General features: G+C 66.0%; 9 protein-coding genes and 1 pseudogene. 8 read left to right on the top strand and 2 right to left on the bottom strand.

Going from position 1 to position 12579, the window contains the following annotated elements; translation table 11 throughout:
• Positions 1–75: 75 nt before the first annotated feature.
• Together HWX09_RS01955 and HWX09_RS01950 are read right to left on the bottom strand one after the other, a co-directional pair.
• Entirely contained in the window at positions 76–327 is a 252-nt protein-coding gene (locus tag HWX09_RS01955; protein ID WP_027784266.1) for a hypothetical protein, read from the bottom strand.
• Between the two features lie 211 nt (positions 328–538).
• A pseudogene (locus HWX09_RS01950) lies at positions 539–925 on the bottom strand (transposase); the annotation flags it as partial.
• A gap of 431 nt (positions 926–1356) precedes the next feature.
• Between HWX09_RS01950 and HWX09_RS01945 the strand changes: the two are divergent.
• From HWX09_RS01945 to rbfA, 8 genes are all read left to right on the top strand, one after another.
• Complete coding sequence (locus tag HWX09_RS01945) at positions 1357–2259, top strand: LysR family transcriptional regulator (RefSeq protein ID WP_027784267.1); 903 nt, start codon at positions 1357–1359, stop codon at positions 2257–2259.
• 63 nt (positions 2260–2322) lie between these two features.
• Entirely contained in the window at positions 2323–3525 is a 1203-nt protein-coding gene (locus tag HWX09_RS01940) for a pyridoxal phosphate-dependent aminotransferase (protein ID WP_027784268.1), read from the top strand.
• Between the two features lie 272 nt (positions 3526–3797).
• Positions 3798–4823 (top strand): SMC-Scp complex subunit ScpB, encoded by a 1026-nt coding sequence (gene scpB, locus HWX09_RS01935; protein ID WP_027784269.1) that lies wholly within the window; start codon positions 3798–3800, stop codon positions 4821–4823.
• A gap of 60 nt (positions 4824–4883) precedes the next feature.
• Positions 4884–6644: a 23S rRNA pseudouridine(2605) synthase RluB gene (gene rluB / locus HWX09_RS01930; RefSeq protein WP_027784270.1), complete on the top strand. Its 1761-nt coding sequence runs from the start codon at positions 4884–4886 to the stop codon at positions 6642–6644.
• A 449-nt stretch (positions 6645–7093) separates the two neighbouring features.
• Positions 7094–7552: a ribosome maturation factor RimP gene (rimP, locus tag HWX09_RS01925; protein ID WP_011351796.1), complete on the top strand. Its 459-nt coding sequence runs from the start codon at positions 7094–7096 to the stop codon at positions 7550–7552.
• Entirely contained in the window at positions 7552–9027 is a 1476-nt protein-coding gene (gene nusA / locus HWX09_RS01920) for a transcription termination factor NusA (protein ID WP_006495348.1), read from the top strand. The genes rimP and nusA overlap by 1 nt, the downstream gene beginning before the upstream one ends.
• 91 nt (positions 9028–9118) lie before the next feature.
• The gene (gene infB / locus HWX09_RS01915) at positions 9119–12055 is read left to right on the top strand and encodes a translation initiation factor IF-2 (RefSeq protein ID WP_027784271.1); all 2937 of its coding nucleotides are present in this window, start codon (positions 9119–9121) and stop codon (positions 12053–12055) included.
• A 114-nt stretch (positions 12056–12169) separates the two neighbouring features.
• Entirely contained in the window at positions 12170–12568 is a 399-nt protein-coding gene (gene rbfA / locus HWX09_RS01910) for a 30S ribosome-binding factor RbfA (protein ID WP_027784272.1), read from the top strand.
• Positions 12569–12579: the final 11 nt, after the last annotated feature.

Below are 12579 nucleotides of genomic sequence, written 5' to 3'. Positions count from 1 at the left end.
CGATGTGACTCGTCGCTTGCGGCGCAGTTCCCGGATGCGGGCATTTTCTTTGGCGGAATCTCGAAATCGGCAGGGTTACGGATGGCGCGGCACGCCAGGCGGCTGTGAGCCGATTCGCGCCCGCGCGTTGCTGGCGATGTCGCCGCGCAGGTCGCCGCGCGGCACGGTTTGCCGGCTGGACGGGTTCGCGGACGGAGGCTGTCGAAAGGTGTTCCGGTGATCCTGCTGACGATGGGGCGGCTTCGCGCGATCATCGGCATGGACGGGGGTGCTCAGCGCCACGGAAACGACAATGCCGCATGCAACGAGCAGTGACATTGTTTTCATGGCGGGACTCCCTTCAAGCCGTCAGTGCGGCCTGTTGATATTTCGCTAAGGTAAGCGCGGGAGTGCAGGCGTGCTGTAAATATTGGTAAATAGTTGTTTCGCGGCACGACAACGACAATCGACGGCAAGGCATGCGTCGCGAAAAGATCGCGTCGCGGAAAAGAAACCGGGCGGCCGAAGCCGCCCGATCGAGCATTCGTTACGCCATCTTGACGGGCGCGCGCCAGGATTCCGGATTGGTCCAGAATGCGCCGCGCAGCCGGTCGCGGCTCGGCGGGGCGGGCGGCTTCGCCGCGCTGGCGCCGATGCGTCCGCGCAGCGAGATCTGCCGGCCGCTCGTGCCGAGTCGCTTCACGATTTCGGCGAGCGTACCGTCCGCCTGCCATTCGTCGAAGCGACGGCGGCAGGTCGGCGGGGACGGATAGCGGCCCGGCAGTTTCGACCAGCCTTCACCCGTCGACAGCACCCACAGCACGGCGTTGACCACCGATCGGGCTTCCACGCGGGGACGGCCGCGCCGCTCACTCCGTGCGGGCTCCGAGCAAAACAGACCCTCGACCAGCGCCCACTCGTTATCTCTCAAATCGTCGAACAGCATCATGTCCTCACCTCAGCGAAGCTAACTCCGGTGCGCTGCCCTGCGCCGCGCACTCTTCAAGCACTCGATCGTCGAGTGCCGGGTGGGGGCGTCCGGTTGGCCGGCAGCGGCGTTTCTGCTCTTCCGTCCGACGAAACCTGCACCCTGTGCGCCAGGTAATGCACGAAGCGTGCCATGTCGGAGGCGAATCCCTCGAGAGCCGCTTGGCAGCGAGCTAACGGCTAAGTCAGCTAGGGGCGTATAAGACGCCAAAATAACCCGTGCGCAAATCGGGACAATCACCAATCTTGTGCAATTCGCCCACGTCACGTGCGTTTGCGAACGTATTGCACCGCAGCGAAACATGTGCGACGGGTGCCGGATTCGCTCGCCGACGCCGATTTCGCACATTAAAATCACGCATCGATATGGACGATTGATGAGGTTGGGACATGAACGTCACGCTGCGCCAGCTTCGCGTATTCATCGAAGTCGCGCGGCTCAAGAGCTTCAGTCGGGCGGGTGACGAGATCGGACTCACGCAGTCCGCGGTCAGCCGTTGCGTGCGGGAACTCGAGGCCGAACTCGGGCTGAAGCTGATCGACCGCACGACGCGCGACGTGCAGCTGACCGACGTCGGCGCGAACCTGATCGCGAGCGTGTCGCGCTTGCTCGACGATCTCGACGACACGCTGCGCGAGATTCGCGAGATCGGCGAGCAGCGCCGCGGGCGCGTGATCGTCGCGGCAAGCCCGACGATCGCATGCAGGCTGATGCCGCGCGTGGTGGCGTCGTGCGAGCGCCAGTTCCCGTTCGTGACGCTCGGCCTGCGCGACGACGTGCAGAGCGACGTGCTGCGCAAGGTGAAATCGAGCGAAGTCGACTTCGGTGTCGTGATCGGGCCGCTGGCGGTCGCCGATCTCGTCTGCGAGCCGCTGATGACCGATTCGTTCTGCCTCGTCGCGCGCGCCGACCATCCGCTCGCGGCGCGGGCCGAGGTGCCGTGGACGGCGCTGGACGGCGAGCGCCTCGTGCTGCTCGATCATGCGTCGGGCAGCCGGCCGCTGATCGATGCGGCATTGGCCACGCATCGCGTCAACGCGACGGTCATGCAGGAGCTCGGGCATTCGGCGACGGTGTTCGGGCTGGTCGAGGCCGGTGTCGGCGTGAGCGTGCAGCCGTGGCTGTCGCTGCCGCTGCCCGCCGGCTCGACGCTCGTCGCCCGGCCGCTCACGCCGCGCACCGAACGCACCGTCGAACTGGTGCGCCGCCGCGACCGATCGTTGTCGCCCGCCGCACAGGCGATCTGGGAGCTCGTGCGGCAGATGCCGGCGAGGGCCGAGGATCTCGACTGACGTGCCGGTCCGGCTTGCCGGCCGGTACACTACGCGGATCGTGTTCCTGGGCGGTGGTTCTCGATGACGCATTCCGCAGGTCTTTTCCCGGCGAACGACGAGCCGGCGGCGCGCGCCGCGGTGCACGCGCTGCGTCCGTCGCTGATCCGCGAGGTCGCCAATGCCGGCTTCGGCATCCCGGACATGCTGCCGTTCTGGTTCGGCGAATCCGATCGCGTGACGCCGGACTTCATCCGCGACGCCGCGGCGGCGGCGCTGCGCGACGGCGCGACCTTCTACACGCACAATCTCGGCACGGCGCCGCTGCGCGACGCGATCGCGGCCTATGTCGGCGCACGTCATGGCGCGACGGCGGCCGACACGGTAGCCGTGACGAGTTCAGGCGTGAGTGCGCTGATGCTGGCTGCCCAGTTGCTGGTCGGGCCCGGTGAGCGTGTCGTCGCGGTCACGCCGCTGTGGCCGAATCTCGTCGAGATTCCGAAGATTCTCGGCGCGCAGGTCGAATGCGTGCCGCTCGGCTACGGCGACGCGGGCTGGCAGCTCGATGTCGGCCGGTTGCTCGCGGCGCTGACGCCCGATACGCGGATGCTGCTGATCAATTCGCCGAACAACCCGACCGGCTGGACGATGTCGCGCGACGATCAGCGGGCCGTGCTCGCTCATTGCCGTCGTCACGGCATCTGGCTGGTCGCCGACGAGGTGTACGAGCGGCTTGCATTCGACGAGGGCGGCGCGCCGTCGTTTCTCGATATCGCGTCCCGCGACGAGCGCGTCGTGGTCGTGAATTCCTTCTCGAAGGCATGGGCGATGACGGGCTGGAGGCTCGGATGGCTGATTGCGCCGGCATCGGTGATGGGTGACCTGTCGAAGCTCGTCGAATACAACACGTCGTGTGCGCCGGGCTTCGTTCAGGCCGCGGCCGAGGTCGCGTTGCGCGACGGCGAGCCGTTCGTGCGGTCGTTCGTCACGGCGCTGCGCGACGCGCGCGATCACCTGGTCGCCGCGCTGCGGACGCTGCCGGGCGTCGACGTGCCGCCCCCGCCGGGCGCGATGTACCTGTTCCTGCGACTGCCGGGCGCGGCCGACAGCCTGGCGTTCTGCAAGACGCTGGTGCGCGACGCGGGGCTCGGCCTTGCGCCCGGGCGCGCGTTCGGCCCGGAGGGGGAAGGGTTCGTGCGCTGGTGTTATGCGTGCGATCCGGTGCGGCTCGACGCGGGCGTCGAGCGGCTACGCCGGTTCCTCGAGCACGGCGCGGCCACCGGCTGAAGCGGGGACGGAGCGGGCGGCCGCTCCGTACGGCGGCCTGTTCCGCTCATCTTTACGCACAGGGCAATTTTGCGTAATATGGCGTTCAGTCACGCGGTTCCGTCGTTGAGCCGTGCTGTTCCGTCCGGTTTGGGCCTGGCCTGAAGTTGGTTCGCCGCCCCCGGTTCGTGCTCCCATCAATATGACCGATCAGAATCGGGCGAGCGCGTCTTCCGTTCCTTTCGTCTGTTTGTTGATCCGGTTCGTTTGACCACAGGGTCTGGCCTAGCTGCATGAATACCCAAGAGGCGAAGATCGTCCTCGAGACTGCTTTGATCTGTGCGCAGGAACCGCTGAAGCTCGGCGATTTGCGCAAGCTCTTTGCCGACGGCGTGTCGGCTGACACGGTCCGCACGTTGCTCGAAGATCTGAAACAGGATTGGTCCGGCCGCGGCGTCGAACTGGTGGCGCTGGCGACCGGATGGCGCTTTCAGAGCAAGCCGGCGATGCGTCATTATCTGGATCGCCTGCATCCCGAGAAGCCGCCGAAATATTCGCGCGCGGTGCTCGAAACGCTCGCGATCATTGCGTACCGACAGCCCGTCACGCGCGGCGACATCGAAGAGATTCGCGGCGTCACGGTCAATACGCAGGTGGTCAAGCAACTCGAGGATCGCGGCTGGATCGAGGTGATCGGTCATCGCGACGTGCCGGGGCGTCCGGCGCTGTATGCGACGACCAAGCAGTTTCTCGACGATCTCGGCTTGAAGGCGCTCGACGACCTGCCGGCGCTCGAAGAGCCGGCAGCGAACATCGAGGCCGCGCTGCTCGCGCAGCAGGCGATGGATTTCGACGGTGACGTGCCGGTGGCCGACGATGCAGCGGCCGACGTGCCGCAGGCGCTCGCGGATGAAGCGCCCGGTGGCCGGTCGGCCGAGGTGCCGGCCGACGTCGCGTCGACGCAGGAAATTCCGAGTCGCGATACGCTCGATGCTGATCGCGGCCAAACGGAACATACGGAACAGGTTGGCGCCGAAGCAGTGCCGACCGGTGTGCAGCCCGAGCCGCAGCGTGCGGATTGGAGCGAGGAAGATCGCAAGCCGGCCGCCGAAGCGGCTGCCGGAGACGGAGCGGAAGCGGCCGGCGACATGCCCGGCGAGGCCGATCGGGCCGACGCCTCTCGTTCCCGTTCCGCGGACGACGAGACGCTGGACGACACGTCCGACAGTCTCGCGGATGCCGTACGAAGCGCCAGTGCGCCCATCGGCGCCGACGCGCTGCCGGACGACGAAGCAGAACCCAAACAGCGTCGCGCCTGATCGCGGCCAACTTCTTGCCGCGCCCGCGCCGGGCGCGAGACCTGACATTTTGAGGTTGTTTTGACAGATATCCACGATATTGAATCGTCCGCGCCTGCCGTGCAGGCAGCGCGTGCCGACGATGCGCCGGAGCAGGATGCTTCGGCCGCGGGTGGCGACGAGCGTCCCCGCCGCGGTCTGCGGCGCGGTCCGCGCAGCCTGATCGCGCGGCGTCGCGCGGCGGCCAAGTCGAAGGGCGCCGAAGGCGAGCAGCCCGGTGCCGAGGGCGCGGATGCGCCGCCGGTCGAGGCTGCCGACGCGCAGCCCGCGCGTGCGCCGCGCAAGGAAGGTGCGGCCAAGGGTGCTCGCAAGCCGGCCGGCAAGCGCGAAGGCGCGGCCAAGGGCGGTCAGGGCGGCCAGGGCCGTCGCGGTGCATCGAAGGCCGAAGGCGGCCCGGCGAAAGCCGTGGAAGGCGATGCATCCGAGGACGAACTGTTCGCGTACGTGACGTCGCCCGCCTTCGACGCGGACAACTCCGCGGGCGGTAGCGGCGTGCGTGCGCCGATGCTGCGCCGCGGCCGCGGCCAGCAGCAGCCTGCGAACAAGCGCGTGCTGTCGCCGGACGACGACGCGCCGAAGCTCCACAAGGTGCTGGCGGAAGCGGGCATGGGTTCGCGCCGCGAAATGGAAGAACTGATCGTCGCCGGCCGCGTGTCGGTGAACGGCGAGCCCGCGCACATCGGCCAGCGGATCATGCCGACCGACCAGGTGCGGATCAACGGCAAGCCGGTCAAGCGCAAGCTGCCGAACAAGCCGCCGCGCGTGCTGCTGTATCACAAGCCGACGGGCGAAATCGTCAGCCACGCGGATCCGGAAGGCCGTCCGTCGGTGTTCGACCGTCTGCCGCCGATGAAGACGGCGAAATGGCTCGCGGTGGGCCGTCTCGACTTCAATACCGAAGGTCTGCTGATGCTGACGACCTCCGGTGACCTCGCGAACCGCTTCATGCATCCGCGTTACAGCGTCGAGCGCGAGTACGCGGTGCGCGTCGTCGGCGAGCTGGCCGAAGGCATGCGGCAGAAGCTGCTGCACGGCGTCGAGCTTGACGACGGTCCGGCGAATTTCCTGCGCATCCGCGATGGCGGCGGCGAAGGCACGAACCACTGGTATCACGTCGCGCTGGCCGAAGGCCGCAACCGCGAAGTGCGCCGGATGTTCGAGGCGGTCGGCCTGATGGTCAGCCGGCTGATCCGTACGCGTCACGGCCCGATTCCGCTGCCGCGCGGCCTGAAGCGTGGTCGCTGGGAAGAGCTCGACGACGCGCAGGTGCGCAAGCTGATGGCGACCGTCGGCCTGAAGGCGCCGTCCGAAGAGAAGGGCAAGCGTGGCGGTGCCGCTCCGACCGAGCGTCGCCAGCCCGATCCGATGCAGACGTCGATGGGCTTCATCAGCCGCGAGCCGGTGCTGACGACGCACGGGCAACTCGATCAGCCGCGCCGCGGCGGTGGCCGACGCGGCGGGCCGGGCCTGCCGGGCTTGAGCGGCTACGGCAGCCTGCCGGTCGCGCCGTCCGGTTACGGTAACCGTCCGGGCGGTGGCCGTGATGGTAACCGCGCGGGTGGCGGCCGTGATGGCAATCGCACCGGCGGCGGTCGCGAAGTCGACGGCAATCGCGCGTCGTATGGCGCCGGCCCCAAGCGCGATGGCGCGGCTGGCAAGCGCGGCGGCAGCAAGGGCGGCGGCAACCGCAATCCGAACGGCAATCGTCCCGACGGCGCCGGCAACAGCGGCGGCCCGCGCGGCGGTCAGCGTCCGCAGCGCAGTCGTACGCGTAGCCGCTAAGCGCCTGTTGGTTGGCGTACGGCGGCGCAAAGCCGCCGGCTCGTCGGTCTGGCTGACGTCCGGCGGTTTTGTCGACACGACGCGTTGCATTGATGGATTTCGGCTGCATCCATGTCGCGTGCCGCGACAACGACGATCACCGGTTCGGTAGGGTGGTATCGGTCGATAGGGCAGCCCGATTTCGCATTTTCGGTCCGTAAAGGCAGCCGACGCGCTGCTTTTACCGGCTGGCTTGGCGTTTGCGCCAAAAAACGCTATAATCGCGGAGTCGCTGGGCGTACGGATTCAATGTGCGGCTCAGGTGCGACCACCAGTAAGAAGATGGGCGTTCCGCCCATTTTTTTTTGCTGAAACGGTTAGGCATCTCGGGTAGCGCTTCCTGCGCCGGCTAAGGCGCGCGCCCGCGGGTGTAATCGCGAGCGGCGGGCGCGAACACCTGAGAGGACACAGTGCAACTGACGGAACTGATAGAAACCACGGTCACCGGGCTCGGCTACGAGCTGGTGGATCTCGAGCGCACCGGGCGCGGCATGCTTTGCATCTATATCGATCAGCCTGCCGGCATCTCGCTCGAAGATTGCGAAAAGGTCACGCGTCAGCTCCAGCACGTCTTGACGGTCGAAAACATCGATTACGAACGGCTCGAAGTCTCGTCCCCGGGGCTCGACCGCCCGTTGAAGAAGCTGGCCGACTTCGAGCGCTTCGCCGGCAGCGAAGTTTCCGTGACCTTGAAAAAGCCGCTGGACGGGCGCAAGACGTACCGGGGCATTCTGCACGCGCCGAATGGCGAAACGATCGGTTTGGAATTTGAGGGGAAGAAGGGCGAGGCAGCCATGCTGGATTTCACGCTGGCCGATATCGACAAAGCCCGCCTGATTCCGCAAGTTGACTTTAGGAGCCGCAAATAATGAGTCGCGAAGTGTTGATGCTGGTGGATGCGCTGGCGCGCGAGAAAAACGTCGACAAGGATGTGGTGCTGGGCGCCCTCGAGGCTGCGCTCGCGTCCGCTTCCAAGAAGCTGTTCGACGAAGGCGCCGAAATCCGCGTCCATATCGATCGCGAAAGCGGCGAGCACGAAACCTTCCGTCGCTGGCTCGTCGTTCCCGACGAGGCAGGCTTGCAGGAGCCGGATCGCGAGATCCTGCTGTTCGAAGCACGTGAGCAGAAGCCCGACGTCGAAGTCGGCGAGTATGTCGAGGAACCCGTTCCGTCGATCGAGTTCGGTCGCATCGGCGCGCAGGCCGCGAAGCAGGTGATCCTGCAGAAGGTGCGCGACGCGGAGCGCGAGCAGATCCTGAACGACTACCTCGAGCGTGGCGAAAAGATCATGACGGGTACGGTGAAGCGCCTCGACAAGGGCAACTTCATCGTCGAATCGGGCCGCGTCGAGGCGCTGCTGCGCCGCGATCAGCTGATCCCGAAGGAAAACCTGCGCGTGGGCGACCGCGTGCGCGCGTACATCGCGAAGGTCGACCGCACCGCGCGCGGCCCGCAGATCGAGCTGTCGCGCACGGCGCCCGAATTCCTGATGAAGCTGTTCGAGATGGAAGTGCCGGAAATCGAGCAGGGCCTGCTCGAGATCAAGGCGGCTGCCCGTGACCCGGGCGTGCGCGCGAAGATCGGCGTCATCGCATACGACAAGCGGATCGATCCGATCGGCACCTGCGTCGGCATCCGCGGCTCCCGAGTGCAGGCCGTGCGCAACGAGCTCGGTGGCGAAAACATCGACATCGTGCTATGGTCGGAGGATCCCGCCCAGTTCGTGATCGGCGCGCTCGCGCCGGCAGCCGTCCAGTCGATCGTCGTCGATGAAGAAAAGCATTCGATGGACGTCGTCGTCGACGAGAACGAACTGGCTGTCGCGATCGGCCGCAGCGGTCAGAACGTTCGCCTTGCCGGCGAACTGACCGGCTGGCAGATCAACATCATGACGCCGGACGAATCCGCCCTGAAGCAGGGCGAAGAGCGCGACCGGCTGCGTGCACTGTTCATGGCGCGTCTCGACGTCGACGAAGAAGTTGCCGACATCCTGATCGACGAAGGCTTCACGAGCCTCGAAGAGATCGCGTACGTGCCGCTCAACGAAATGCTCGAAATCGAAGCGTTCGACGAGGACACCGTGCACGAACTGCGCAACCGCGCACGCGACGCGCTGTTGACGATGGCCATCGCGAACGAAGAAAAGGTAGAGAACGCAGCGCTGGATCTCAAGAGCCTCGACGGCATCACGCCGGAGTTGCTCGCGAAGCTGGCCGAACACGCCGTGCAGACGCGCGACGATCTCGCCGAACTGGCTGTAGATGAACTGGTCGACATGACCGGAATGGAAGAGGATGCCGCTAAGGCGTTGATCATGAAAGCACGTGAACATTGGTTCCAGTGAGAAATGACCATGGCGCACTGATTTGATGGCGGCCGTATGGCCTGACCCGATGCTAACCGCAAGGAATCGGTCCTTGCACTAAGAGGAATGAATGGCGAGTAACAACGTAGCCCAATTTGCCGCGGAACTGAAAATGCCTGCTGGTGTGCTGCTCGAACAGCTGCAGGCAGCGGGCGTCCAGAAAGCGAGTGAAGACGATGCGCTGTCCGAGACGGACAAGGCGCGTCTGCTCGATCATTTGCGCAAGTCGCACGGCGCAACCGACGGCGACAAGCGCAAGATCACGCTGACCCGCAAGCATACGTCGGAGATCAAGCAATCTGACGCGACGGGCAAGGCTCGCACCATTCAGGTCGAGGTTCGCAAGAAGCGTACGTTCGTCAAGCGCGACGACGTGAGCGAAGGTGCGGAACAGGGTCAGGCGCAGGTCGCCGAAGCGGACGACGATGCGGAACTGAAGCGTCGCGAGGAAGAAGCGCGCCGCGAGGCCGAGCTGCTCGAGAAGCAGGCTCAGGAACTGCGCGAGCGCCAGGAACGCCTCGAGCGCGAGGAGGCCGAGCGTCGCGCCCGCGAGGAAGCGGCCGAAGCCGAGCGCCGTCGCGCCGAGGAAGAAGCTGCGGCGAAGCGTGCCGCGGCCGAAGCCGCTACGGCACAGCAGCAGGCGGCAGCGCAGCAGGCCGCCGCGGCCGAGCCGGAAGCACCGAGTGCGCAGTCCGCGCAGGACGAAGCGCGCGCGGCCGCCGAAGCCCGTGCCGCTGCCGAACGTGCGGCGCAGCGCGAAGCGGCGAAGAAGGCCGAGGATGCTGCCCGCGAGGCGGCGGACAAAACCCGCGCCGAGCAGGAAGAGATCAGCAAGCGCCGCGCGGCCGCCGAGGCCGAAGCGCGTGCGATCCGCGAAATGATGAACACGCCGCGCAAGGCCGTGGTCAAGGCAGTCGAGCCGCCGAAGCCGGCCGAGCCGCCGAAGCCGGCCGAAGCGAAGGGCACGCTGCACAAGCCGGCGAAGCCTGAAGGCGCGCAGGCGCGCCCGGCAGTGAAGAAGCCGGCCGGCGCAACGCCGGCAACGACGGCGGCACCGGCAGGCGCGGGCGACCGCAACAAGAAGCCGGGCGCAGGCAAGGGCGGCTGGCAGGACGACGCGGCGAAGCGCCGCGGCATCAAGACGCGCGGCGATTCGAGCGGCGGCGTCGACCGCGGCTGGCGCGGCGGCCCGAAGGGTCGCGGCCGTCACCAGGACAGCGCATCGTCGTTCCAGGCGCCGACCGAACCGATCGTGCGTGAAGTGCACGTGCCGGAAACCGTGTCGGTTGCCGATCTCGCGCACAAGATGTCGATCAAGGCCTCGGAAGTCATCAAGGTGATGATGAAGATGGGCCAGATGGTCACGATCAACCAGGTGCTGGACCAGGAAACGGCGATGATCGTCGTCGAGGAACTGGGCCACCGCGCGGTCGCGGCGAAGCTGGACGATCCGGAAGCGCTGCTCGTCGAAGGCGAAACGACCACCGATGCGGAGCAACTGCCGCGTCCGCCGGTCGTCACGGTGATGGGTCACGTCGACCACGGCAAGACCTCGCTGCTCGACCACATCCGCCGCGCGAAGGTTGCCGCGGGCGAAGCGGGCGGCATTACGCAGCACATCGGCGCATATCACGTCGATACGCCGCGCGGCGTCATCACGTTCCTCGATACGCCGGGTCACGAGGCGTTCACGGCAATGCGTGCACGCGGCGCGAAGGCGACCGACATCGTGGTGCTGGTGGTGGCGGCCGACGACGGCGTGATGCCGCAGACGAAGGAAGCCATCGCTCACGCGAAGGCGGGTGGCGTGCCGATCGTCGTCGCGATCAACAAGATCGACAAGCCGGATGCGAACCTCGATCGCGTCAAGCAGGAGCTGGTCGCGGAAGGCGTCGTGCCGGAAGAATACGGTGGCGATTCGCCGTTCGTGCCGGTGTCGGCAAAGACGGGCGCAGGTATCGACGATCTGCTCGAAAACGTGCTGCTGCAGGCCGAAGTGCTGGAACTGAAGGCACCGATCGAAGCGCCGGCCAAGGGCATCGTGATCGAAGCGAAGCTCGACAAGGGTAAAGGCCCGGTCGCGACGATCCTCGTTCAGTCCGGTACGCTGAACCGCGGCGACATCGTGCTGGCGGGTACGGCCTACGGCCGCGTCCGTGCGATGCTCGACGAGAACGGCAAGCCGACGAAGGAAGCCGGCCCATCGATCCCGGTCGAAATCCAGGGTCTGTCGGAAGTGCCGGGTGCGGGCGAGGAAGTGATCGTGCTGCCGGACGAGCGCAAGGCACGCGAAATCGCGCTGTTCCGTCAGGGCAAGTTCCGCGACGTGAAGCTCGCGAAGCAGCAGGCCGCGAAGCTCGAAAGCATGCTCGAACAGATGGGCGAAGGCGAAGTGCAGAACCTGCCGCTCATCATCAAGGCAGACGTGCAGGGTTCGCAGGAAGCGCTCGTGCAATCGCTGCTCAAGCTGTCGACCGACGAAGTGCGCGTGCAGATCGTGCACAGCGCGGTGGGTGGCATCAGCGAAAACGACGTCAACCTCGCGACGGCATCGAAGGCGGTCATCATCGGCTTCAACACGCGTGCGGATGCTCAGGCACGCAAGCTGGCCGAGTCGAACGGCATCGATATCCGCTACTACAACATCATCTACGACGCAGTGGATGAGGTGAAGGCGGCGATGTCGGGCATGCTGGCGCCGGAGAAGCGCGAAGTCATCACCGGCATGGTCGAGGTGCGCCAGGTCTTCAAGGTACCGAAGATCGGCACGGTCGCAGGCTGTATGGTCACGGACGGCATTGTCAAGCGCTCGTCGTCGGTGCGCGTGCTGCGCAACAACGTCGTGATCTTCACGGGCGAACTCGAATCGCTGAAGCGCTTCAAGGACGACGTGAAGGAAGTGAAGCAAGGCTTCGAGTGCGGTATGTCGGTGAAGAACTTCAACGACGTCATCGAAGGCGACCAGTTCGAAGTCTTCGAAGTGACCGAAGTCGCACGTACGCTGTAATCGTCGCGTATCGGCTCATGGGCGGGGCAGGCTTGGGCTTGCCCCGCCCATTTTCATGGTGGCGTGCCGAAAATGGCCGCCGCTTCATCCTGATAAACGGATCACGGATCGATCATGTCCAGGAAACGTACTTCCCCCAATCGCAACGTTCAGATCGCCGATCAAATTCAGCGCGATCTGTCCGAACTCATCATGCGCGAGGTCAAAGATCCGCGCATCGGCATCGTGACCATCCAGAGCGTGGAACTCACGCCGGACTATGCGCACGCGAAGATCTACTTCACAGCGCTTACCGGCGATCCGAACAAGACGCAGGAGGCGCTGAACCATGCGTCGGGTCACCTGCACAACCTGCTGTTCAAGCGCCTGCACATTCATACGGTGCCGACGCTGCATTTCCATTACGACCAGACGATCGAGAAGGCCGTCGAAATGTCGCGCCTGATCAAGGAGGCGAACTCGACGCGCGCGAAGGACGACGACGAGGCCGACGCGCCTGCCAAGGACGACTGAGCTCGACCGGC

The organism is Burkholderia sp. BCC1208, from assembly GCF_902833095.1.
Lineage (GTDB): Bacteria > Pseudomonadota > Gammaproteobacteria > Burkholderiales > Burkholderiaceae > Burkholderia.
The sequence above is the reverse complement of the archived record's forward strand: the minus strand, read 5'-3'. Positions and strand labels throughout refer to the sequence as shown.

Bases quoted from the DNA above. Each gene is read 5' to 3' on its own strand.
- HWX09_RS01955 (WP_027784266.1), bottom strand. From the start codon at position 327: ATGAAAACAATGTCACTGCTCGTTGCATGCGGCATTGTCGTTTCCGTG.
- HWX09_RS01945 (WP_027784267.1), top strand. From the start codon at position 1,357: ATGAACGTCACGCTGCGCCAGCTTCGCGTATTCATCGAAGTCGCGCGG.
- HWX09_RS01940 (WP_027784268.1), top strand. From the start codon at position 2,323: ATGACGCATTCCGCAGGTCTTTTCCCGGCGAACGACGAGCCGGCGGCG.
- scpB (WP_027784269.1), top strand. From the start codon at position 3,798: ATGAATACCCAAGAGGCGAAGATCGTCCTCGAGACTGCTTTGATCTGT.
- nusA (WP_006495348.1), top strand. From the start codon at position 7,552: ATGAGTCGCGAAGTGTTGATGCTGGTGGATGCGCTGGCGCGCGAGAAA.
- infB (WP_027784271.1), top strand. From the start codon at position 9,119: ATGGCGAGTAACAACGTAGCCCAATTTGCCGCGGAACTGAAAATGCCT.
- rbfA (WP_027784272.1), top strand. From the start codon at position 12,170: ATGTCCAGGAAACGTACTTCCCCCAATCGCAACGTTCAGATCGCCGAT.